Here is a 21861-nt window from a genome sequence, read left to right on the forward strand (position 1 = left end):
CACTTTTAATAATCATAATTACCCCCGCCAGAGTGTGATATGCGTAAATCTGTTGTGTTGTTACTGGGAACGTTTAGCCTTTTTGCTGGCTTTTCACATGCGGATGATGGCGACGATGACGCCATTAGCGCCAATGAGGTAAAGACGCTGTTTTTTGGTCATGACGACCGTACGCGTGTCGCCGATCCTACCGAATCGCCCTGGGATGCCATCGGGCAACTGGAAACCGCCAGCGGCAACTTATGTACCGCAACCCTCATTACGCCACGCCTTGCGCTGACCGCGGGTCATTGCCTGTTAATGCCGCCTGGTGGCAAACCCGATAAAGCGATCGCCCTGCGCTTTGTGTCGCAAAAAGGGATATGGCGCTACGAAATTCACGGTATTGAGGGGCGGGTGGATCCGTCACTTGGCAAACGCCTGAAACCGGATGGCGATGGCTGGATTGTGCCGCCCGGGGCGGCATCCTGGGATTTCGGGCTGATTGTTTTACGTTATCCGCCGTCCGGGATCACCCCGCTGCCCCTCTTTGATGGCGATAAAGCCGCACTCACCGCCGCCCTGAAAGGCGCCGATCGAAAAGTAACGCAGTCAGGCTACCCTGTTGATCACCTCGATTCGCTGTACACCCATACGGACTGCGTGGTGACGGGCTGGGCGCAAAACAGCGTGCTGTCGCATCAGTGCGATACGCTACCGGGTGATAGCGGATCGCCCCTGATGCTAAAAACCGATAACGGCTGGCAGCTGATTGGCGTTCAGAGTTCTGCGCCAGCGGCGAAAGACCGCTGGCGCGCCGATAACAGGGCGCTATCGGTGACCGGTTTTCGCGACCGGCTGGAAGCCCTGGCGCAGCAGTAGGTCACTCAGGCCAGTTTAATCATGATCATGCCGGCGAGCAGTAATACCAGCCCTATCCAGCCTTTATTGTTTAAACGTTGCCCGAACATAATCCAGCCTGCCGCCAGGGTGGCGGCAATACCGAAGCCCCCCCACAGCGCATAGGCCACGGACAGATCGATGCCTTTCACCGCCTGCGACAGGGCGCTAAACGCCCCCAGAACCGCGGCAATCGATAACAGGCCGTAGGCTTTGCGACGAAAACCGTCGGAGAACTTCAGAAAGACGTTCGCAATAATTTCCAGAACGATGGCGAAAGCCAGCCAGACCGCGTGGATCCATTCAAACTGCTGCATGGGTCTGCTCCTTCTGCGGTTTTGCCGGTTTGCGTGTACCCGATTTAATCAGCACGATACCTGCGACCAGGGTCGTCAGCCCGGCAATTTTCATTGTCGTCAGGGTTTCATCAAATAACATGACGCTAAACAGCGTAATCAATAAAATACCAATACCTTCCCACAATGCGTATGCCACGCCCAGCGCGATTTTTTTAACCGCGAAAGAAAGGAAAATATAGGAAAGCGTAATCATGACCAGCATCAAAATAAAACCGGTGCTGCCATCACTCACGCTCGCCCATTTCATTGACAAGGTGCCGGTAATTTCAGCGACGATCGCCAGAGCTAATAAAATCCAGTAAAACATGTTTTTTCTCCTGCTTGAGAATATAATTCATCGAGGCTCGCTGCGGACAGCAAACCAAAAAATTGGGAATTAAATCAGTTAGCTAAGCGCATAGCGCCAGCTCAGGCAGAAGACGTGACTATAGCGCGGAACGCCAGTGTTGCTCACCAGAAAGCAGGCAGAGGGAGGTAGAAAACAGAGCAGAGTTGTTTGAAAAATACGTCCTGAACAAATTGTCCATAAAATTACAATTATCCGCGGTGTTGCTTCTCGTCTTTGCGGATGAAAATTGTCCTCGGTAGTTGAACACGCCTGATTTGTATCATAAGCCAGGAATTTACTCAAAGCCTTTTCATTTCTTTACCCAGTCTGTTTGATTTTGGTTAGTTTTTTTAATCCGCTTTCCCCTCTATTATAAATAAAAAACTGTTCAGGAACGTCCATGGCCAAACCTATTATCACCCTCAACGGGCTTAAGATCGTCATCATGCTGGGCATGCTGGTGATCGTTCTGACCGGCGTTCGTTTTGCGGCCGATATCATCGTGCCCTTTATCCTGGCGCTTTTTATCGCGGTGATCCTCAATCCACTGGTGCAGCGAATGGTGCGGCTGCGCATCCCGCGGGTGCTGGCGATAAGCCTGCTTATCAGTATTATTATCGTTGCGATGGTGCTGTTGGTCGCCTATCTGGGAACCTCTCTGAACGAGCTGGCGCGGACGCTACCGACATACCGCTCTTCCCTGGCAACCCCGCTGCTGCAAATTGAACCCTGGCTGCAACGCGCGGGTATCGAAGTCTCGGTTGAGGAGCTGCTTAAATACATCGATCCGAATGCCGCCATGACGATTGTCACCAGCCTGCTGGCACAGCTCTCCAACGCCATGACCTCGATTTTCCTGCTGTTCCTCACGGTTGTGTTTATGCTGCTGGAAGTTCCACAGCTGCCTGCGAAGCTCCAGCACATCATGGTGCGTCCGGTAGAGGGAATGGGCGCCATTCAGCGCGCGCTCGACAGCGTTTCACGCTATCTGGTGCTGAAAACGGCCATCAGCCTGGTGACGGGATTAGTGGTCTGGGGGATGCTCGCCGCGCTGGATGTCCGTTTTGCCTTTGTCTGGGGGCTGCTGGCCTTTGCGCTCAACTATATTCCTAACATCGGCTCCGTGCTGGCGGCGATCCCCCCTATCCTTCAGGTGCTGGTTTTCAGCGGTTTGTATGATGCCCTGATTCTGCTGGCAGGCTATCTGGTGATTAACCTTGTCTTCGGGAACATTCTCGAACCACGGATAATGGGACGCGGGCTGGGGCTTTCAACCCTTGTTGTGTTTCTGTCCCTGATTTTCTGGGGCTGGCTGCTCGGGCCTGTCGGCATGCTGCTCTCCGTTCCGCTGACGATTATTGTCAAAATTGGTCTGGAGCAGACTGCCGGTGGACAAAGTATCGCTGTCCTGCTGAGCGACATGAGCCACAAGGCCGATTAATTGTCCATCGACAGCATGGGCTTGCCCGTTCTTCCCGCCTCGCGATAGTTGCCCACTGCCCGCTGCCATTCCGACAGCGGGTAGAGGGTGACATTGCTGCACCGGCTGGCCCGCAGTTTAGGCCAGATGCGCCGAAACTCCGCCTGCCACCCCTCAGCGCTCAGCGCGTCCAGATAGTTTCGAATGTGAAACCACGCCACCCGCGGCATCGGCCGCAGCTGCCGGAAGGTCTGCCCTGAAAGTAGCCCGTAGCAGACAAAAGTGCCGGTTTCGGGCATCACGCTCAGTATCGTCTCCGCCAGGCTCCCGCCCGTGGCGTCGTACACTACCTCCGCTTGCGCGGCGGCAGCGTTGACGGCAGCCAAATCATGTTGCGCAATCGGGACGATCCCCAACTCAGCCAGACGTTGAGCGTGCACGGGGGAACGGTGGATCCCGTAAACCGCCTCTGCACCCGCCTGGCGTGCCCATTGCCCGACCAGAACGGCGCAGTCAGAACCGGCCGCGGTGAGCAGCACCGTTTTCCCGACCGGAGGATAGCGGTCCAGCATCATCTGTGCAGCAAGCGGGTTGATATACGCCCGCGCGGCAAGAAGCGAGTCGACGTCGTCCGGGACGGGAACCGCATAGGCCGCCGGGCAGTCGACATAGCGCTGCCAGGTACCCTGCCCCCGTAACGGCAGGACCCGCTGGCCCAGCAGCGCCGGGTAAGCGGCGGGCGTTTCGGTCACTATTCCGACGCCCTCATAACCGGCTATCGCAGGCAGCGGCGTGCGATGGCGATACGCCCCGGTTATGGGGATGAGATCGGAGGCGTTCACCGGAGAAAAAAGCATGCGCACACGTATCTCTCCCGGCTGTCGCGGCGTCAATGGTGTGGTTTCCGCTTGCAGTACCGATTCAGGCTCACCAAACCGGCGATACCAGAGGGCCAGATTACGCATTGCGATCGCGCCATCCCATTTCCGGTGCGACATGTTTCAGGATGGACTCGATCACATGTGCGTTGTATTCCACGCCCAGCTGATTCGGCACGGTAAGCAACAGCGTATCCGCTTCCGCGATCGCTTCATCCTTTTTCAACTGTTCAATCAGCTTGTCTGGCTCTGCGGCATAGCTGCGTCCGAAAATGGCCCGCGTTTTCTCATCCAGATAGCCCACGCTGTCGCTCTCATTGCGGCTTGATCCAAAATACATCCGGTCTCGATCGTCCATCAGGGCAAAAATACTGCGGCTGACAGAAACGCGTGGCTGACGAGTATGCCCTGCTTCAGCCCAGGCCTGTCGAAAGGCACGGATCTGTTTTGCCTGCTGAATATGGAACGGTTCGCCGGTTTCATCATCTTTCAGCGTTGAGCTTTGCAGGTTCATCCCCAGTTTTGCCGCCCATACTGCCGTTGCATTAGAGCCAGCCCCCCACCAGATCCGATCGCGTAAGCCTTCTGAATGCGGCTCCAGACGCAACAATCCCGGCGGGTTTGGGAACATCGGCTGTGGGTTAGGCTTTGCAAAGCCTTCACCGCGTAATACATCAAGCAGTACCTCAGTGTGGCGGCGCGCCATATCAGATTCGTTTTCCCCTTCCTGCGGCACGTAACCAAAATAACGCCAGCCATCAATCACCTGCTCCGGGGAACCCCGGCTGATACCAAGCTGCAATCGCCCGCCGGAGATGAGATCTGCCGCGCCTGCATCTTCCGCCATATACAGCGGATTTTCATACCGCATGTCGATCACGCCCGTCCCGATTTCGATGCGTTTGGTTTTCGCGCCTATCGCAGCCAGCAAGGGGAAAGGCGAACTGAGCTGGCGGGCAAAGTGATGCACACGGAAATAAGCGCCGTCTGCGCCCAGCTCTTCGGCGGCGACTGCCAGATCGATGGACTGTAGCAGTGCGTCAGCCGCGGTTCGCGTGCCGGACTGGGGTGTTGGCGTCCAGTGACCAAACGACAAAAATCCGATCTTTTTCATAGTGGAGTATCCTGATAAAGCATTGCGTTATCCCTACTCTACGCATTAACCGATGAATATAAATGGTGATTATTTAACGGAATGCTTCAAATAAACTGACAGGGCTATCAGGTTTCAATCTATTCTACACTGGTTATCTGTTTGATTTAACGCTATTACTGTAAGCCTTTTCCCGCCAGGCAGAACAGATAATGAAAAGACGCTATGTCGTTGCAGATGTTTTTACGAATACGCCGTTTCACGGCAACCCGGTCGCCGTCGTCCTTGATGCTGAAGGTCTGAGCAGCGATCTGATGCAGCAGGTTGCCGTTGAATTTGGCTACAGCGAAACGACGTTTGTGCTGCCGCCAGAAAATCTCTCCAATTCAGCACGCGTGCGGATATTCACTCCCTCGCGCGAAATTCCTTTCGCCGGGCATCCAAATTTAGGAACCGCCTTTGTGCTGGCGCAGCATGCCATAGAAAACGGGCAGACATTACCCGACACCTTGTACTTCGAAGAAATCGCGGGGATGGTGCCGGTGCGGCTGTTAAAACAGAACGGCACCGTGACGGGAGGCGAGCTGTTAGTTCCTGAGGCGCTTTCCTGCCATTCTGAAGTCAGCGCGGAACAGGTTGCTGCCTGCCTTTCCTTAAGCCCGGACGATATACGCAGGGACGTGCATAATCCTGTTGTTGCCTCGGTGGGTCTGCCCTTTTTGATCGTAGAGCTGGCCTCCCGCGATGCGCTTCGTCGATGCGTGCCCAATCTACAAGGTTTTCGTGCGACTCTGCCGCTTGACGGCGCAGTCTCAGTCTATGCGTATACCTTAGACAGAGCTTCAGATGAGTCCGCCGATCTTCTGGCACGTATGTTTACTCCTCGAATGACGGAAGATCCTGCAACAGGCAGTGCAACCGCCGCAGCCACGGCGTTGCTGGCCCTGCATCGCGAACAAACCACACTTTCGCTGAAGGTCAGCCAGGGCGTAGATATGGGGCGGGCAAGCGTGCTATTTTCGGAATACGATGCATCGTCAGGTAAGTCTATGGTTCGGGTTGGTGGTGAATGCGTCATTACGTTTGAGGGAACATTTATGCTTTAAGGCAGAGACGCGTTCCTCTTCCATTCTCTTATGCGATATATTGGCACTATAATTTTTTAACAGGTGACATCAGCAATGGCTCTTATTCCCAAAAACTACGCACGGCTGGAAAGCGGCTACCGTGAAAAAGCGCTAAAAATATACCCCTGGGTTTGTGGACGCTGCTCGCGTGAGTTTGTTTATTCAAATCTTCGTGAACTCACGGTTCACCATATCGACCACGATCACACCAATAACCCGGAAGATGGCAGTAACTGGGAGCTGTTGTGCCTGTTTTGTCATGACCATGAACACTCGAAGTACACCGAAGCGGACCAGTATGGCACCACCGTTGTCGCGGGTGAGGATGCGCAAAAAGACGTGGGTGTCGCCACGTTTAACCCCTTTGCAGATCTTAAGGCAATGATGAGCAAGAAAAAGTAATACCGTCGGCTTCACTGCCCATATTTGCCGTATGGGCAGTCAGAAAGCCGCATATGCTGTATTCCAGCCACAGGTTGAATAATGAAACGGCCTTAATTTCTGCTTCAGGATTCACGCGTTTTACTGCCTCCAGAAACGCAGCGAAGTTTCGATTAAACACCGTCAGATTATTATAAAACTGCACCTGTTTTTCACGGGTTCCCTCAAGATAACTCACAGACCCGATCCGCCTGTTATTTACTACTGTCGAGCCTGGTTTAATTTTTACGCTAGTGGTCAGCTCAATTTTACGGGGGCCGCTCGTTATAATCTCGTATAAATACTGCTCATCATAAAAGTAGGTTTTACCTGACGATCCGCCAAACCAGAAAGGATGAGCAGAGATTTTTTCATTCTCCGGCTGTCGGTAACGATGCGCGCTGGATGCTTAATACGCCTGACGTAAAAGCGTATTAGCATAATCAGTGACACAACAGACAGCACCACAAAAAGCACGTTAATGCTCTCCCGCATATTTCTTTACCTGCCATGCAACACGCGACGTGACGGAGAATAACTCAGGGAACGTATGCGGTGTAATGGCAGATGAAACGGGAAAGGCTTGTGTCTCGACACGGAATACGATGTGCCAGCCGCTTTACTGTTTAGTAATATTAACAATTGCTGCTAAGTTGTAAATTTCCCCTTGCCGGACCGGACAAATCGGTTATTGTGCCAGGCAACTTTCGCGGCAATAAAAGACAGTGGGATGCGCTATGGCGATTTTTGACGGTCACAATGACCTGTTGCTTAATTTATGGCTTCACCATCGCCAGGATCCGGTAACGGCCTTCTTCTCCGGCATTGAGAACGGACACCTCGATTATCCGCGTATGCAGCAAGGCGGATTCTCCGGCGGGCTGTTCGCGCTGTTCGTGCCGCCGCAGGAGTATATCGCCCGCATGGCGCCACAATACGCCAGCGAGCCGTGGCAGCCGGTCGACATTCTCTGGCAGCAGCTGACTATCCTTAAGCAGCTTGTCGCACACTCCGATGGACGGGCGCGATTGTGCCTGAACGCGGCGGATATCGAACGCTGTCGGCAGGATAAGGCGCTGGCGATGGTGGCGCATATTGAGGGTGCGGGGGGCTTTGACGGCGAGGGAGACGATCTACAGGCTTTTTATGACGCCGGTGTGCGCAGCATTGGGCCTTTCTGGAATATTGCTAACCGTTTTGGCACCGGCGTTAACGGGGCGTTTCCCGGCAGCCCCGACAGCGGCCCGGGGCTTACCGCTGAGGGTATCGCCCTCATTAAGCATGCTAACGCCCTGAACATGCTGATTGACGTTTCGCATATGAATGAAAAGGCATTCTGGGATACCGCGCATCATTCCTCTTCACCGCTCGTCGCTACCCATTCCAACGCCCATACGCTGTGCCCGCAACCGCGCAATCTGACCGACCGGCAGCTGCTGGCTATCCGCGACAGCGGCGGCGTGGCAGGCATCAATTTCGGCAACGCGTTTCTGCGCGCCGACGGTAAACGCGATAGCGATACCCCGCTGAGTACGATTGTTCGCCATATCGACTATCTTATTAACATCATGGGTGACGACCATGTCGTGCTGGGCTCCGATTTTGACGGCATTACGTTGCCTGATGACTTACACGATGTAAGTGGTTTACCACGGCTAATCAGCGCGTTGCGTGACAGCGGTTATGATCAATTTGTGCTGAATAAACTGCTGTGGGGTAACTGGCAAAAGGTATTGCAAAATGTTTGGCAACAATAGGTTATGTTGTAAACATTAAGTTAATTCCTTACATCTTTCGGGTTGAGCTTTGCCCTCCTGTGACGCATTATTTGATGACCATCACAAAACTGGCACAAACCATGGCGTTGGTGCTGCATTTTTAAAGAGGAAAAAACGATGTGGAAGAAACCTGCTTTTACTGATTTACGTCTTGGCCTGGAAGTGACCCTGTACATTTCCAACCGCTAATCACCCTGCCCGCCAGCCGTGCGGGCATTTTTGTTTTACTACCTGGCCTATCTTCATGTTGATTAAAGTCCTCGGTTCCGCCGCCGGCGGCGGTTTCCCCCAGTGGAACTGTAACTGTGCCAACTGTCAGGGTTTGCGCAACGGTACCCTTCAGGCGCCCCCTCGCACCCAGTCGTCGATCATCGTCAGCGATAACGGCAAAGAGTGGGTGCTGTGTAACGCCTCCCCCGATATCAGCCAGCAGATTGCCCATACGCCAGAACTGAATAAGAAAGAGGTTCTGCGCGGCACGCATATTGGCGGCATTATTCTCACCGATAGCCAGATTGACCACACCACCGGGCTGCTCAGCCTGCGCGAGGGGTGCCCGCATCAGGTATGGTGTACGCCGGAGGTGCATGAAGATCTCTCCAGCGGATTCCCGATTTTTACCATGCTCCAGCACTGGAACGGCGGCCTGATTCATCACCCGATCGCGCCGCTCACCGCCTTTAGCGTGGAAGCCTGCCCTGATTTGCAGTTTACCGCCGTCCCCATCGCCAGTAACGCACCGCCCTATTCGCCGTGGCGCGACCGCCCGCTGCCGGGGCATAACGTGGCGCTGTTTATTGAAAACCGCCGCAACGGTCAGACGCTGTTCTACGCGCCGGGTCTCGGTGAACCCGATGACGCCATCCTGCCGTGGCTTAAAAAGGCGGACTGTCTGCTGATTGACGGCACCGTCTGGCAGGACGATGAACTCCAGGCCACCGGCGTCGGGCGCAATACCGGCCGCGACATGGGACATCTGGCGCTCGGGGATGAACACGGCATGATGGCGCTGCTGGCCTCGCTGCCGGCAAAGCGCAAGATTCTTATCCATATAAATAACACCAACCCGATCCTTAACGAGCAGTCGCCGCAGCGTCACGCCCTCGCGCAGCGAGGAATAGAAGTGAGCTGGGACGGGATGAACATCACGCTTCAGGACTAACTATGCACATTCGCGAAACGCTCTCGCCGGAAGAGTTTGAACACGCCCTCCGCGCGAAAGGCGCCTACTATCATATTCACCATCCGTACCATATCGCGATGCATAACGGCGAGGCCAGCCGCGAGCAGATCCAGGGCTGGGTGGCGAACCGTTTTTACTACCAGACGACGATCCCGCTGAAAGACGCGGCAATTATGGCGAACTGCCCGGATCCGCACACGCGTCGCAAATGGGTGCAGCGGATCCTCGATCATGACGGCAGCAACGGTCATGACGGCGGTATCGAAGCCTGGCTACAGCTGGGCGAAGCCGTGGGGCTCAGCCGCGAGGACTTGATCAGCGAACGCCACGTGCTGCCCGGCGTCCGTTTCGCCGTCGACGCTTACGTTAACTTCGCCCGCCGCGCCAACTGGCAGGAGGCGGCATGCAGCTCGCTCACCGAACTGTTTGCCCCGCAAATCCATCAGTCGCGCCTCGACAGCTGGCCGCAGCACTACCCGTGGATCAAAGAGGAAGGCTATTTTTATTTCCGCAGCCGCCTGAGCCAGGCCAACCGCGACGTTGAACACGGTCTGGAGCTGGCGAAGCGTTACTGCGATAGCGCAGAAAAGCAGAATCGGATGCTGGAGATCCTTCAGTTTAAACTCGATATCCTGTGGTCGATGCTCGACGCGATGACCATGGCCTACGCGCTACAGCGTCCGCCTTATCACACGGTCACCGACAAAGCGGCCTGGCACACAACCCGACTGGTATAAGCATGCAAAAAAACTCCATCGTCGCCTTTCGTCGCGGCTATCGCCTGCAATGGGAAGCCGCTCAGGACAGCCATGTCATCCTCTATCCGGAAGGCATGGCCAAACTCAATGAGACCGCGGCCGCAATCCTCGAACTGGTCGATGGCCAACGCGACGCGGCGGCCATCATTGCCATACTCAACGAACGGTTCCCGGAAGCCGGCGGCGTGGATGACGACGTCGTAGAATTCCTGCAAATCGCTTATCAACAGAAGTGGATTATTTTCCGTGAGCCAGAATAAACCCGCCGTCAATCCACCGCTGTGGCTGCTGGCAGAGCTGACCTATCGCTGTCCGCTACAGTGTCCTTACTGCTCTAACCCGCTGGACTTTGCCCGGCAGGATCAGGAGCTGACCACCGAACAGTGGATTGAGGTTTTCCGCCAGGCGCGGGCGATGGGCAGCGTGCAGATAGGTTTTTCAGGCGGCGAACCGTTGACGCGTAAAGATCTGCCGGAGCTGATCCGCGCCGCCCGCGATCTTGGTTTTTATACCAACCTGATCACCTCGGGAATTGGCCTGACGGAAAGCAAGCTCGACGCATTCAGCGAGGCCGGTCTGGACCATATCCAGATTAGCTTCCAGGCCAGTGATGAAGTGCTCAACGCTGCGCTGGCGGGGAATAAAAAAGCCTTCCAGCAGAAGCTGGCGATGGCCAGGGCGGTTAAAGCCCGCGATTACCCGATGGTGCTGAATTTCGTCCTGCACCGGCATAATATCGATCAGATCGATAAAATCATCGAGCTGTGCATCGAACTGGACGCCGACGACGTAGAACTTGCCACCTGTCAGTTCTACGGCTGGGCATTCCTTAACCGTCAGGGGCTTCTGCCGACGCGGGAACAGATTGCCCGCGCGGAACGCGTGGTTGCCGAATATCGGCAAAAAATGGCCGCCAGCGGCAATTTGACCAACCTGCTGTTCGTCACCCCCGATTATTACGAAGAGCGGCCAAAAGGCTGTATGGGCGGCTGGGGGTCGATTTTCCTCAGCGTGACCCCGGAAGGCACCGCGCTGCCCTGCCACAGCGCGCGCCAGCTGCCGGTGGATTTCCCGTCGGTGCTTGAGCAGAGCCTGGAATCCATCTGGTATGACTCTTTCGGCTTTAACCGCTATCGCGGGTTTGACTGGATGCCGGAGCCGTGCCGCTCCTGCGATGAAAAGGAGAAAGACTTCGGCGGCTGCCGTTGCCAGGCTTTTATGCTTACCGGGAATGCTGATAACGCCGATCCGGTGTGCAGCAAATCGCCGCATCATCATAAAATTCTGGACGCGCGACGCGAAGCAGCCTGTAGCGATATGAAAATCGGCCAGCTTCAGTTCCGCAACCGTACCCGTTCTCAGCTTATCTATAAAACCCGGGAATTGTAGCGACAATGACCACCCGCATCGTGGAACTGGCTGGCGGTTTACGCGCAACGCTGGTGCATCAGCCGCAGGCGACACGCGCGGCGGCGCTGGCGCGCGTGGGCGTCGGAAGCCATCACGAGCCACCGCGCTTCGCCGGTCTTGCGCACTTACTTGAGCACCTGCTGTTCCGCGGTAGCCAGCGCTATCAGGGCGACGAGCGACTCATGGCCTGGGTCCAGCGCCAGGGCGGCAGCGTCAATGCCACCACGCTGGCTCGCCATAGCGCTTTTTTCTTCGACGTTGCCGCCGATAGCCTGTCCGACGGCGTCGCGCGACTGCGGGATATGTTGCAGGCACCGCTGCTTTCACCGCATGACATACAGCGCGAAGTGGCGGTCATTGATGCGGAAAACCGGCTCATTCAGCAACATGATTCCGCCCGGCGCGAAGCGGCGGCGCGCCACGCAATGGAAGAACCCGCGGTTTTTCGCCGTTTTCAGGTGGGTAGCAAGAAGTCTCTGGGGCAGGACCCGGTATCGCTGCAAACCGCGTTGCGCGACTTTCATCGCCGCTATTATGTGGCTGGACACCTGCAATTGTGGCTACAAGGACCGCAAACGCTGGATGCGCTGGCCGAGCTCGCCCATACGTTTGCGTCAGGTTTTGCATCAGGAGGCATGACTGAAACCGCTCCCCCGTTGCGTCTTAGCGCTGAAGCAGATTATCAGCTGGCGGTGACGGAGCGGCCCACACTGTGGCGCTGTCCGTTAATTCGAAAAAGTGACAACGTCACATTATTCCGGGAGTTTTTACTGGACGACGCTCCCGGAAGCCTGATTGCAGGGCTACGGGCGCGCGGGCTGGCAGAAGAAGTAGCCCTGAGCTGGCTTTATCAGGATGACGATTACGGCTGGCTGGCGCTAACGGTTGATAGCGAACGGCCCGAGGACATTGACCCGCATATTACCCACTGGCTACAGGCGCTACGGCAAACGACGGATGAGCAGCAGCGGCATTATTATCGGCTGGCACAGCAGCGTTTCAGCGCCCTGCCGACGCTGGAGCAGCTGCGCCAGCGGGCGTTTGGTTTTGCGCCCGGCGCGGCGCCCGTGGATTTTTCCGCCTTTTGTGCCGACTTACTGGCGGCGCCCACCTCGTATCTGGCCTGCAAAAAAATAGAAACCGCTGAAACTATCACCAGCCAGGGTTTTGTCCTGCCGCTTAGCCATTGGCGTCGCCAGCCGGTTGCAGATGATAGCCCCCTCGCGTTTTCCTTCTATCCGCAGACTGCCAGGCATGCTGCGCCAGCCCCGACGTCAGAAGCCGCTCCGCTGCTGCATTTGTCGGCGCAAACACAACCGCCAACGCTGATCCTGCGCAGGCCTTTTTATTCGCGCGTGGAACGGGCGCAGGGGGTGGCGATAGGCAAACAGTTACGCCCTCTTCTTGCTGAACTGCGCCATATTGACGGCAGCGGCGAGTGGCAAACGGTTGACGGTAGCTGGCAGCTCACCCTGCGGCTTCCTGACGCCCTGGTGACGGCGGAACACATCATCGGGGCGATAATCGATCGCCTCTCCCACCCCGCTCCGGCTATTACGCCAGCGCCAGAAGGCATTGCCATCCGTGAGCTGCTTCAGCAATTGCCTGAACGTCTGGCATCGGGTCCGCCACGGGACGGCTGGCTGGCGGCGTTAGTTGGCGGCAGCGCCGGGCACGCGCGCGGGTTAGCCCGGCAGCTTAGCCTGCTCGGGGCGCCGGTTAACGCCAAGACGTTGCCGTTAAGCGGTTATTCCGGCGGGATCGAACACATTCCGCACGCCAGCGCGGATTCGGCGCTGCTGGTGTTTATTCCCCTGCCGCCGGGCGCGTCGCTCGCCGCGCTGCGGCTGCTGGCGTTATGCTGCGAACCGCAATTTTTCCAGCGCCTGCGCGTGGAACAGCAGATTGGCTACGTGGTCAGCTGTCGTTATCAGCGTATTGCCGATCGCGATGGCCTGCTGCTGGCGTTACAGTCGCCCGATCGTTCTCCCGTGAACCTGTTGGGTTGCTGCAAACGATTTTTGCGTGAGCTGACGCTATGCGATGAGGCAGCATTCAGCGTGTTGCGACAGCAGCTGGCGACGCAGATCCGCTCATCGATGGATGCCAGCGCCACGGCAGCGGCCGCGCTGCGCCAGCGCTATGGTTTGCCGGTGTTAACGCCGCAGGCTATTGATGCCCTGCAACCTGACGAGATAGTCGCGCTATGGCGCAAGATGACTCGCCGTCGCCGACGCTGGCGAGTGCTTTTCACGGGCTGACCGGAACCGCCGCTTTCTTCCTGTGCGTGGTTTTTAGTCAAAAAAAAGCCCCGCACTAAGACGGGGCCGGGCTGCTCATTTCGCTGTTATTTATCCAGCGCGTAGGCAATCACGTAGTCACCACGATCCGGCGACTGGCGTGCACCGCCGGCAGAGATCAGAATGTACTGTTTGCCGGTTTTCGGGGATACATAGCTGATAGGTCCGCCCTGGCTACCCACCGGGAGACGCGCTTTCCACACTTCTTCCCCGGTAGAGGAATCAAAGGCGCGCAGGTAGTAATCCTGGGTTCCCGCAATAAAGACCAGACCGCCCTGCGTGGCCAGCGTACCGCCCAGCGTCGGCATACCGACAGGCATCTGCATACGCATTTTTACCCCAAACGGACCGGTATCCTGAACGGTACCGACCGGCACCTGCCAGACGATTTTCTGCGTTTTCAGGTCAATCGCGGAGAGGGAGCCAAACGGTGGTTTCTGGCACGGAATGCCCAGCGGTGACATGAAACGGTTTTTGTTGACCGAATACGGCGTTCCTTTCATCGGAACAGCGCCCATCCCGGCGTTCACGGCTTCACCGCCCGTGTTTGCCACCGCGCTCTGCGGATCTTGTTTAATCAGCTGGACCCACAGACCCAGACGCATGTCGTTGACGAAGATGTACTGGTTGTTCGGATCGGTGGACAAGCTGCCCCAGTTCATCCCCCCCAGCGAGCCCGGGAAGCTCAGGGAAATATCGGTTCCCGGCATCGTGTACAGACCGTCATAGCGCATTGATTTGAAGCTGATACGACAGGCCAGCTGGTCAAACGGCGTCGCCCCCCACATATCCGATTCTTTCAGCGTTTCCGCGCCAATCTGCGGCATCCCCACAGAGCGCGGCTGCGTTGCCGGGTACTGTTCACGTGGAATATCCGCTGGTTTTACCGGAACCTCTTTCACCTCAGTGAGCGGTTTACCCGTCAGGCGATCAAGAACGTAAATTTGCCCCGCCTTGGTGCCCACCACCACCGCGGGCTTGTTGCCCTCTTTCGTCGGGAAATCAACCAGGCTCGGCTGCATCGGGATATCGAAATCCCAGAGGTCGTTATGCACGGTCTGGTATACCCACTTCTCTTTCCCGGTCGTCGCATCCAGCGCGAGGATTGAGGTGGCGTATTTGTGATCTTCCGGAATACGGTCAGCGCCCCACAGGTCGACAGAAGAACTCCCCATCGGGATAAACACGGTATTCATCGACGCATCCCAGGACATAGGGGCCCAGGCGTTTGCGGAGCTACGTTTGTAGTGTTCGCCCGGTTTCAGAACGTAGTTCGGATCCGGATTACGCGGATCGAACGCCCAGCGCAGCTGGCCGGTAATCGCGTCATAACCACGTATAACGCCGCCCGGCATATCGGTGCTGACGTTATCCGCAACGCGGCCACCAACGACAACCGTCGTACCCGCCAGCGTCGGAGCCGACGTCAGCACGTAGGTTGGATCTGACGCGTCGCCCATCCCTTCATGCAGGTTAACGCTGCCGTTAGTGCCGAAGTCCGGGCAGAATTTGCCGTTATCGGCGTCTAACGCGATCAGCTTACCGTCAATGGTATTCATCAGGATACGGCGCTGGCATGCAGCGCCCGGTGCGACCTGCGCTGGCAGAACCGGCGTGGAGCCAGCTACCGTTGGCTGTGCCAGCGGTTTGGTGGCATCGAAGTACGCCAGACCACGGCAGCGCATCCAGATTGCAGACTTAGCGTTGATTTCCGCTTTCCAGATCGCTTTCCCGCTATCGGCATCCACGGCAATCACGTTGTTATGCGGCGTACAAAGGAAGACACGATCGCCAACCTGGAGCGGCGTTTGCTGATCTTCTGCACCATTGCCGTCCGGACTTTCCGGTACGTCACCGGTATGGAAGGTCCATACCGGTTTCAGGTTTTTCACGTTGTCACGGGTTATCTGGTCCAGCGCCACAAAGCGACTACCGCCGGCCGTATTACCGTAGTGATCCCAGTTCTGCTGTTTCGCATCATCTTTTACCGGCACCAGCGGGCGTTTTTCACCGCTAAACGGCACGGTCGGATGGGGTTGAAACATCTGAACAAAGGTGACGCCCATGGCGATAATAAGAATTGCGCAGATCCCCAGAACCCCTTTGGTGCAGGAAGGTTTTCCTTCACGTTTACGCAATGCAGGCCAGGTGGCTACTGCCAACAACATCAGTCCGGCAGGCACCATTAAACGGGAAACCAGCGGCCAGAAGTCGAGCCCGGCATCGAAAAATGCCCAAATCAGGGTGCCAAGAAACACCAGGGCAAACAGCCCCACGGCAGAGGCCTTGCGGCGGAAGAACTGAATCGCAGAGAGCAGAGTGATCACTCCGGCGATGAGAAAATACCAACTCCCCCCCAGGGAAACCAGTTTAAAACCGCCGATGGTAAAGAACAGCCCCGTCACAAGAAGTGCCACACCCACCAACAGGCACCACAGACCTAACCAGCCGAATGGGCGGGGATTATTGTCTGACATAAAAATGAATCTCCTGATTTCTTTATATAAAGCAGGGTTTTATTCACTGCCACGATGCTAAAACCCTGCACAGCGCCAATTGTTCGTGTGCGAATCATAAATTAAAATTATAATGTATACAAAATGTATTCTGTCGTAAGAAAAGAAAACCACTCCTTTACAACGGTTTAACAAAAACAATTAGCTCGCGCATTTCATGATATACGTCACCACACCAAACAAATGAAGCGTATCGTCGCTGTCAGGCTGGGGAATCCGCACTGTACAAAGTCACTGAAAAGTGGAATAGCAACGATTTCACGCAACTCTGCTGGTTTAAAAAAGTTCATGAAAAACACGTAATACTTTCTTACATACAGCAGTCTTAGCTGAGATATAGGACAAGCCATGTCAGCGTAAGCAGCTGGACACTGCTTAATCGCTTTGCTTATACCCCCCCTTTTGCAATGATGATTATTTGCTTAATGGATTTTTAGCGCAGGGTAATCTTAACGCATCGAAAAGCTTCACTACCCAATCACTTCCTCATGACTTTAAAAAAATCAAAAGACAATAAATTATTACTCCTAATTCACTATGAATTGACTTTCAAATTAGACTAGCGCATATTTTACAGCACAAATTAACAAGACAATTTTTTTGGAGGACGTTTTCTATGCCAGCCCGTGATTATCCCGATAAGCGTGTTGCTCGCGGTGTAGCAAAGGAGGCTGAACTCAGGATGTTAAGTGCGCGCATCGATCCTGCGCTGATGGAGTACATCCGCATTACCGCGTATGAAACACGGAAAAGTAAGCAGGAGATCGTGGCGGAAGCGTTAGCGCTTCATCGCCAAAGAAGTCAGATGGGATCATAAACAGCAAAAGCCCGAAATCTCTTCCGGGCTTTTGTTGCAGCCGGGGTTAATTCCCTAGCGAGTTTAACGTTTCCAGCGCCTCAGTCGGCAATACCAGATCGGCGGCTGCCAGGTTTTCACGCAGGTGCGCCACCGAAGACGTTCCGGGGATCAAGAGGATATTTGGCGAGCGTTGCAGCAGCCATGCCAGCGCCACCTGCATCAGCGTCGCGCCCAGAGTATCCGCCACCGCCTGTAGCCCGGAAGATTGCAGAGGCGTAAAACCACCCAGCGGGAAGAACGGCACCCAGGCGATCCCCTGCTGCGCAAGCGTTTCTATCAGCGCATCGTCACCGCGATTCACAACGTTATACATGTTCTGTACGCACACCACGGAAACCATCTTCTGCGCTTCAGCAACCTGCGAAGCGGTGACGTTGCTCAGACCAATATGGCGAACCAGCCCCTGCTGTTGCAGCTCCGCAAGGACGCTCAGCGGCGCGGCAATCGATCCTTCCGCCGGTCCGTGGGCGCTAAACATGATCCGCAGGTTAACCACGTCCAGCACATCCCGCTTCAGGTTACGTAAGTTGTCATGCACCGCCTGCGTCAGCTCCTGCGCGGAAAACGCCGGCAGCCAGGAGGCATCCTCGCCGCGTCGGGCTCCGATCTTGGTCACAATCGTCAGGTCGTCCCGGTACGGATGAAGCGCCTCGCAGATAAGCTGGTTGGTCACATGAGGTCCGTAAAAATCGCTGGTATCAATGTGATTCACGCCCGATGCCACCGCTTCGCGCAGCACCGCCAGCGCCGCATTTTTGTCTTTTGGCGGACCAAAAACGCCAGGTCCGGCAAGCTGCATCGCGCCATAGCCAAGTCGTTTCACCGTACGCGTACCGAGCGAGAACGTTCCGCTTTTATCTATGCTGCTCATGCTGACCTTCCTCATAAAAAATGATCCGGATTTACAACAGGTTCCGCTACGAAACCATTAGTTAAGCAATAGTAAAATTAAAGTTTAAATTCGCTACGACGATAGTAGTGAAGTAACCCTGCCTCTTCTCTTACGGATGACCGCCATGCTGAAAAATTTGCACGTGATTACCGGAATTATCTTTGCCCTCACCATATTCTGTCTGCTGCAAGTTGTCACGGGAGGGTTGTTCTACTCTGCCGTTAACAACGATCGTCACAACTTTCAGAACTCCGGGTTACTCAATGCCCAACAGGAGAGCCTGAGCGACAGCGTCAACACGCTGGTAAAAACGCGCGTTACCGTTACCCGCGTGGCGATCCGCTACCTGAAAAATCAGCGAGATCCAGCGTCCCTCGCAGCGATCAACACCCTGCTGGGCACGGCGAACGCTTCGCTGGCTAAAGCCGAAGACTATTATAAAAGCTGGCAGGCGATCCCGCAGGTGAAGGGCCAGAATGCCGCGCTCACCGAAGAGATGCAGAAAGCGTGGAAGCAAATGCACGAGGTAATGCGCTTGTCCATTGAATATCTGCGCGCCGATAACTATCAGGCCTATGGTGACCTGGACGCCCAGCAGGCGCAGGATGAGATGGAGGCGGTCTATACCCGCTGGCGCGCCGAAAACAACGTGCTGCTTAAAGCCGCCGCCGAAGAGAACCAGAGCAGCTTTACCCAGATGCAGTGGACGCTGGCAGCGATCTTCCTGACCGTGGTCGCCGTGCTGGTGGTGATCTGGCAGGGTTTACAGCACCTGCTCCTGAAACCGCTCAACGCCATCATGAACCATATTCGCACTATCGCGAGCGGCGATCTGACGCAAAATGTCGCTATTACCGGGCGCAACGAGATGGGGCAGCTGGCTGCCGGCCTGCACGAGATGCAGCAGTCGCTGGTGAGCACCGTTAGCGCCGTGCGCGGCAGCACAGATTCTATCTACACGGGTGCAGGAGAAATTGCCGCCGGAAGTAACGACCTTTCCGCCCGAACCGAGCAGCAGGCAGCCTCGCTGGAAGAGACCGCCGCCAGCATGGAAGAACTGACTGCCACGGTGAAACAGAACTCGGATAACGCCCGTCAGGCGACGCTGCTGGCGAAGAATGCGTCTGAAACCGCGGCACGCGGCGGTCATGTAGTAGATAACGTGGTGCGTACCATGAATGATATTGCCGACAGTTCTCAGCAAATTGCGCATATCACCGGCGTTATCGATAGCATTGCCTTCCAGACCAACATTCTGGCGCTGAACGCGGCGGTTGAAGCCGCCCGTGCCGGGGAACAAGGTCGCGGCTTTGCGGTCGTGGCAGGTGAAGTACGGACGCTGGCCAGCCGTAGCGCGCAGGCGGCGAAAGAGATCAAAGGGCTTATTGAAAACTCCGTCAGCCGGGTAAATACCGGCTCGGAACAGGTGAGCGAGGCGGGGGCGACCATGAAAGAGATCGTCGCGGCCGTGACGCGTGTAACCGGTATTATGGGGGAGATCTCGTCGGCCTCTGACGAGCAGAGCCGCGGTATAGAGCAGGTCAGCCTGGCGGTCTCGCAGATGGACAGCGTCACGCAGCAAAACGCCGCGCTGGTACAGGAGTCGGCAACGGCGGCGGCAGCGCTGGAAGATCAGTCTGAACAGCTGCGCCAGGCCGTGGCGGCATTTCGGCTGAATGCTCAGGCATCGCTGGCGGATCGCCCTAAAAACGTGAAAACGCCCGTACTGCTGCGCCCGTCAGCGGCAGGCGCGAACACATCCGACGCAAACTGGGAAACCTTCTGACTGACAGGCGGGCGATATGCTCGCCCGCCTTCCCCATTAGCGGCTACGCTTGGCGTGGCGTTCCCAGTTATCTCGCTTCGCGTCATCTGACTTACGCAACGAGACATAGCATGCTCCGCTGCCGCCGTGATACGGCTGCGCTTCGCAAAAGGCCTGTACTTCTTCGAACTCGGTTAACCAGCGCGCAAGATAGCTGCGCACCACGTTAGGGTGTGATTGCTGTTCGCGCCCTTTACCATGGATGATGATCAGGTTGCGTAGCCCGTCACGTCCGGACTGGCGAATAAAGGAATAGACCAGCTGGCGGCATTGCTCCGCAGGCTGGCGTAACAGCGTTAAGCTGGCCTGACGGGAATATTTGCCGGAACGCAGCTTATCAAACACCCCCTGCTGTACCCCTTCGCGCTGAAACATCAGCGGCTCTTCAAGCGGCACCAATTCCAGAAACCCCAGCGTCAGAAAGTTATCGAGCTGCTCAGTATCGATTTCCTGACGCGCCCGCGCGTTGCGGCTCTGCTGCCAGTGAATATCCGTGCAGCGTTTGAGCGGCTGGACATCGTCCATGGCGTCAAGAAAAAGTGATTTGTCGTCAGGGTTCATGGAAATCCTCCGGCTACATCTGAGTGCTGTACTATACCTGCGCCCGCTGTGGGTCTCAATCACCTGGGCAAAGGTTAAAATAATAATTCAGGAAAGGGATCAATCACGGACGCTATATACTTCACTCCAACTTAACTTAAATTTCAGTCTTGATTAATTTAAAAATTCACGTTAAAAAATCGTGAAATCAATCACTCAACGGCCTTCTCTTTTGAAAAAAAACTGTTATAACTTTATAAACCTGCCCAATGGATAATGCATGTAGGATCCGCCAAAGGATGCACGACTGTGTGTACTGTAGAGTCTGTCTGATGTCGGACAGGCTCTATTTTTTTATTATTGTTATTTTTATAAAATTAATTTTCTGGCTTCCCTTCTGAACTGCGTAATTAATGATTCGGCAAGCGGTGTCTGGCGAGAATCGCGTCGCTGAATTAAATAATATGCGGCTTTAGGCAGGGGTTCGACAACCGGCAGCATTATCAGACGGTGCGCCAGAAGCGGATCGCAACCCAGCTCCTGCGGTAAAATGCTGATGAAATCGCTTTGTGCGACGAGGCTAATACAGGAGGAAAAGGTCTCACAGACAACGCCAATTCGCGGTATTTGAGAGCGGTGGTTAAAGGTATCCTGCAACTGCTTATAATAACTTCCCCGGGGGGTAGGCATCGTCCAGTTATATTGCAGAAGTTCCTGAATTGAGGTCGCCCCTGTCGCCGGATGTCCTGCCCGGCAAAATACGGCAAAAGATTTTTCAAACAACTTTTCAAACGTAAATTCGTGATCGTACGGCCCCTGATAATAGGTGTTGATGGTAAAATCCAGCTCACCCTGACGTAATTCATTAATCATCGACACCAGCTGGCCTTCCATAATCCGGACGTTGACCTGAGGATACTGCGCATGAAAACGCGTAATGACGGCCGGCATCAGGCTGCGCGAAATGCTGGCTCCCATCCCAATATTGATCTGCCCGGCAAGTTCGCCCTGCCGCTGGCGGATGTCATCCTGCGCCGCCCGTAGCTCTTCCAGAATCAAATTAGCGCGGTGGTAAAACCCTTCCCCACACTCGGTCAGCGCGACGCCTTTACTCCGGCGCACAAACAGCTGGGCCGCCATGCCCTCCTCCAGCTCTTTGATAGATTTGGTCAGCGCGGGCTGCGAAAGATTAAGCGTCCGACTGGCACCGCGAATACTGCCCTGGCGGGCCACCTCGACAAACGCCCTGATTTGATGAAATTTAATCTGAAATGACATATCGCGACCGATAACCGT

At 55.5% G+C, this 21861-nt stretch carries 23 protein-coding genes and 1 pseudogene; 13 read left to right on the plus strand and 11 right to left on the minus strand.

What is annotated here, in order from left to right:
* The first annotated feature begins 39 nt into the window (after positions 1-39).
* A complete protein-coding gene (locus G6Q29_RS09690; RefSeq protein WP_165465438.1) occupies positions 40-861 on the plus strand; it encodes a trypsin-like serine peptidase in 822 nt (273 codons plus the stop codon).
* Between the two features lie 5 nt (positions 862-866).
* Here G6Q29_RS09690 and mdtI read toward each other — a convergent pair whose 3' ends face one another.
* The 3 genes from mdtI to G6Q29_RS21875 form a co-directional block, all read right to left on the minus strand.
* Positions 867-1196, minus strand: a complete 330-nt coding sequence (gene mdtI, locus G6Q29_RS09695; protein ID WP_165465439.1) for a multidrug/spermidine efflux SMR transporter subunit MdtI — start codon at positions 1194-1196, stop codon at positions 867-869.
* Positions 1183-1545: a multidrug/spermidine efflux SMR transporter subunit MdtJ gene (gene mdtJ / locus G6Q29_RS09700; protein WP_165465440.1), complete on the minus strand. Its 363-nt coding sequence runs from the start codon at positions 1543-1545 to the stop codon at positions 1183-1185. The genes mdtI and mdtJ overlap by 14 nt, the downstream gene beginning before the upstream one ends.
* Positions 1546-1663: 118 nt before the next feature.
* Positions 1664-1834, minus strand: coding sequence for a hypothetical protein (locus tag G6Q29_RS21875; RefSeq protein ID WP_006808891.1), 171 nt, complete (start codon positions 1832-1834; stop codon positions 1664-1666).
* A gap of 132 nt (positions 1835-1966) precedes the next feature.
* Between G6Q29_RS21875 and G6Q29_RS09705 the strand changes: the two genes are divergently transcribed.
* Positions 1967-3007 (plus strand): AI-2E family transporter, encoded by a 1041-nt coding sequence (locus tag G6Q29_RS09705; RefSeq protein ID WP_165465441.1) that lies wholly within the window; start codon positions 1967-1969, stop codon positions 3005-3007.
* On the opposite strand, the gene G6Q29_RS09710 is transcribed toward G6Q29_RS09705, so the two are convergent.
* Together G6Q29_RS09710 and G6Q29_RS09715 are read right to left on the minus strand one after the other, a co-directional pair.
* On the minus strand, positions 3004-3951 hold the full coding sequence (locus tag G6Q29_RS09710; RefSeq protein WP_165465442.1) for a zinc-dependent alcohol dehydrogenase family protein: 948 nt from the start codon (positions 3949-3951) through the stop codon (positions 3004-3006). The genes G6Q29_RS09705 and G6Q29_RS09710 overlap by 4 nt on opposite strands.
* Positions 3944-4978: an LLM class flavin-dependent oxidoreductase gene (locus tag G6Q29_RS09715; RefSeq protein WP_165465443.1), complete on the minus strand. Its 1035-nt coding sequence runs from the start codon at positions 4976-4978 to the stop codon at positions 3944-3946. Before G6Q29_RS09715 ends, G6Q29_RS09710 begins: the two co-directional genes overlap by 8 nt.
* A 191-nt stretch (positions 4979-5169) precedes the next feature.
* On the opposite strand from G6Q29_RS09715, the gene G6Q29_RS09720 reads away from it, so the two are divergent.
* The gene (locus tag G6Q29_RS09720) at positions 5170-6063 is read left to right on the plus strand and encodes a PhzF family phenazine biosynthesis protein (RefSeq protein WP_165465444.1); all 894 of its coding nucleotides are present in this window, start codon (positions 5170-5172) and stop codon (positions 6061-6063) included.
* 75 nt (positions 6064-6138) lie between these two features.
* Complete coding sequence (gene yajD, locus G6Q29_RS09725; RefSeq protein ID WP_045907530.1) at positions 6139-6486, plus strand: HNH nuclease YajD; 348 nt, start codon at positions 6139-6141, stop codon at positions 6484-6486.
* Here yajD and G6Q29_RS21710 read toward each other — a convergent pair.
* Entirely contained in the window at positions 6458-6703 is a 246-nt protein-coding gene (locus G6Q29_RS21710) for a hypothetical protein (RefSeq protein ID WP_242637209.1), read from the minus strand. The genes yajD and G6Q29_RS21710 overlap by 29 nt on opposite strands.
* 538 nt (positions 6704-7241) lie before the next feature.
* Here G6Q29_RS21710 and G6Q29_RS09735 point away from each other — a divergent pair.
* From G6Q29_RS09735 to pqqF, 7 genes are all read left to right on the plus strand, one after another.
* Positions 7242-8261, plus strand: coding sequence for a dipeptidase (locus tag G6Q29_RS09735; protein ID WP_165465445.1), 1020 nt, complete (start codon positions 7242-7244; stop codon positions 8259-8261).
* A 138-nt stretch (positions 8262-8399) separates the two neighbouring features.
* A complete protein-coding gene (gene pqqA / locus G6Q29_RS09740) occupies positions 8400-8471 on the plus strand; it encodes a pyrroloquinoline quinone precursor peptide PqqA (protein ID WP_165465763.1) in 72 nt (23 codons plus the stop codon).
* Positions 8472-8526: 55 nt separating this feature from the next.
* Positions 8527-9444: a pyrroloquinoline quinone biosynthesis protein PqqB gene (gene pqqB, locus G6Q29_RS09745; RefSeq protein WP_165465446.1), complete on the plus strand. Its 918-nt coding sequence runs from the start codon at positions 8527-8529 to the stop codon at positions 9442-9444.
* Between the two features lie 2 nt (positions 9445-9446).
* The gene (gene pqqC / locus G6Q29_RS09750; RefSeq protein WP_165465447.1) at positions 9447-10202 is read left to right on the plus strand and encodes a pyrroloquinoline-quinone synthase PqqC; all 756 of its coding nucleotides are present in this window, start codon (positions 9447-9449) and stop codon (positions 10200-10202) included.
* A gap of 2 nt (positions 10203-10204) precedes the next feature.
* Complete coding sequence (pqqD, locus tag G6Q29_RS09755) at positions 10205-10483, plus strand: pyrroloquinoline quinone biosynthesis peptide chaperone PqqD (RefSeq protein ID WP_003857508.1); 279 nt, start codon at positions 10205-10207, stop codon at positions 10481-10483.
* Entirely contained in the window at positions 10470-11612 is a 1143-nt protein-coding gene (gene pqqE, locus G6Q29_RS09760) for a pyrroloquinoline quinone biosynthesis protein PqqE (protein ID WP_165465448.1), read from the plus strand. Before pqqD ends, pqqE begins: the two co-directional genes overlap by 14 nt.
* A 5-nt stretch (positions 11613-11617) precedes the next feature.
* A complete protein-coding gene (gene pqqF / locus G6Q29_RS09765) occupies positions 11618-13894 on the plus strand; it encodes a pyrroloquinoline quinone biosynthesis protein PqqF (protein ID WP_165465449.1) in 2277 nt (758 codons plus the stop codon).
* A gap of 86 nt (positions 13895-13980) precedes the next feature.
* On the opposite strand, the gene G6Q29_RS09770 is transcribed toward pqqF, so the two are convergent.
* Entirely contained in the window at positions 13981-16410 is a 2430-nt protein-coding gene (locus G6Q29_RS09770; protein WP_165465450.1) for a glucose/quinate/shikimate family membrane-bound PQQ-dependent dehydrogenase, read from the minus strand.
* A gap of 236 nt (positions 16411-16646) precedes the next feature.
* Positions 16647-16739 (minus strand): annotated as a pseudogene (locus G6Q29_RS09775) (DNA polymerase V subunit UmuD); the annotation flags it as partial.
* A gap of 326 nt (positions 16740-17065) precedes the next feature.
* Here G6Q29_RS09775 and G6Q29_RS09780 point away from each other — a divergent pair.
* Positions 17066-17266, plus strand: a complete 201-nt coding sequence (locus tag G6Q29_RS09780) for a hypothetical protein (protein ID WP_006808907.1) — start codon at positions 17066-17068, stop codon at positions 17264-17266.
* 46 nt (positions 17267-17312) lie between these two features.
* Here G6Q29_RS09780 and G6Q29_RS09785 read toward each other — a convergent pair whose 3' ends face one another.
* On the minus strand, positions 17313-18179 hold the full coding sequence (locus G6Q29_RS09785; protein ID WP_165465451.1) for an aldo/keto reductase family oxidoreductase: 867 nt from the start codon (positions 18177-18179) through the stop codon (positions 17313-17315).
* Positions 18180-18324: 145 nt separating this feature from the next.
* Between G6Q29_RS09785 and tcp the strand changes: the two genes are divergently transcribed.
* Entirely contained in the window at positions 18325-19986 is a 1662-nt protein-coding gene (gene tcp / locus G6Q29_RS09790; protein ID WP_165465452.1) for a methyl-accepting chemotaxis citrate transducer, read from the plus strand.
* Positions 19987-20022: 36 nt separating this feature from the next.
* Here tcp and smrA read toward each other — a convergent pair whose 3' ends face one another.
* Complete coding sequence (smrA, locus tag G6Q29_RS09795) at positions 20023-20586, minus strand: DNA endonuclease SmrA (RefSeq protein WP_165465453.1); 564 nt, start codon at positions 20584-20586, stop codon at positions 20023-20025.
* A 348-nt stretch (positions 20587-20934) separates the two neighbouring features.
* Positions 20935-21843, minus strand: coding sequence for a LysR family transcriptional regulator (locus tag G6Q29_RS09800; RefSeq protein WP_165465454.1), 909 nt, complete (start codon positions 21841-21843; stop codon positions 20935-20937).
* Positions 21844-21861: the final 18 nt, after the last annotated feature.

It is taken from the genome of Enterobacter cloacae (assembly GCF_011078175.1).
In the GTDB taxonomy this organism is placed as follows: domain Bacteria; phylum Pseudomonadota; class Gammaproteobacteria; order Enterobacterales; family Enterobacteriaceae; genus Enterobacter; species Enterobacter cloacae_Q.

Coding starts and splice junctions, on each gene's coding strand:
- G6Q29_RS09735 (WP_165465445.1), top strand. CDS start 7,242: ATGGCGATTTTTGACGGTCACAATGACCTGTTGCTTAATTTATGGCTT.
- mdtI (WP_165465439.1), bottom strand. CDS start 1,196: ATGCAGCAGTTTGAATGGATCCACGCGGTCTGGCTGGCTTTCGCCATC.
- yajD (WP_045907530.1), top strand. CDS start 6,139: ATGGCTCTTATTCCCAAAAACTACGCACGGCTGGAAAGCGGCTACCGT.
- G6Q29_RS09785 (WP_165465451.1), bottom strand. CDS start 18,179: ATGAGCAGCATAGATAAAAGCGGAACGTTCTCGCTCGGTACGCGTACG.
- smrA (WP_165465453.1), bottom strand. CDS start 20,586: ATGAACCCTGACGACAAATCACTTTTTCTTGACGCCATGGACGATGTC.
- tcp (WP_165465452.1), top strand. CDS start 18,325: ATGCTGAAAAATTTGCACGTGATTACCGGAATTATCTTTGCCCTCACC.
- G6Q29_RS09690 (WP_165465438.1), top strand. CDS start 40: ATGCGTAAATCTGTTGTGTTGTTACTGGGAACGTTTAGCCTTTTTGCT.
- mdtJ (WP_165465440.1), bottom strand. CDS start 1,545: ATGTTTTACTGGATTTTATTAGCTCTGGCGATCGTCGCTGAAATTACC.
- pqqF (WP_165465449.1), top strand. CDS start 11,618: ATGACCACCCGCATCGTGGAACTGGCTGGCGGTTTACGCGCAACGCTG.
- G6Q29_RS09800 (WP_165465454.1), bottom strand. CDS start 21,843: ATGTCATTTCAGATTAAATTTCATCAAATCAGGGCGTTTGTCGAGGTG.
- G6Q29_RS09710 (WP_165465442.1), bottom strand. CDS start 3,951: ATGCGTAATCTGGCCCTCTGGTATCGCCGGTTTGGTGAGCCTGAATCG.
- G6Q29_RS09705 (WP_165465441.1), top strand. CDS start 1,967: ATGGCCAAACCTATTATCACCCTCAACGGGCTTAAGATCGTCATCATG.
- pqqB (WP_165465446.1), top strand. CDS start 8,527: ATGTTGATTAAAGTCCTCGGTTCCGCCGCCGGCGGCGGTTTCCCCCAG.
- pqqC (WP_165465447.1), top strand. CDS start 9,447: ATGCACATTCGCGAAACGCTCTCGCCGGAAGAGTTTGAACACGCCCTC.
- G6Q29_RS09720 (WP_165465444.1), top strand. CDS start 5,170: ATGAAAAGACGCTATGTCGTTGCAGATGTTTTTACGAATACGCCGTTT.
- G6Q29_RS09770 (WP_165465450.1), bottom strand. CDS start 16,410: ATGTCAGACAATAATCCCCGCCCATTCGGCTGGTTAGGTCTGTGGTGC.
- pqqD (WP_003857508.1), top strand. CDS start 10,205: ATGCAAAAAAACTCCATCGTCGCCTTTCGTCGCGGCTATCGCCTGCAA.
- G6Q29_RS09780 (WP_006808907.1), top strand. CDS start 17,066: ATGCCAGCCCGTGATTATCCCGATAAGCGTGTTGCTCGCGGTGTAGCA.
- G6Q29_RS09715 (WP_165465443.1), bottom strand. CDS start 4,978: ATGAAAAAGATCGGATTTTTGTCGTTTGGTCACTGGACGCCAACACCC.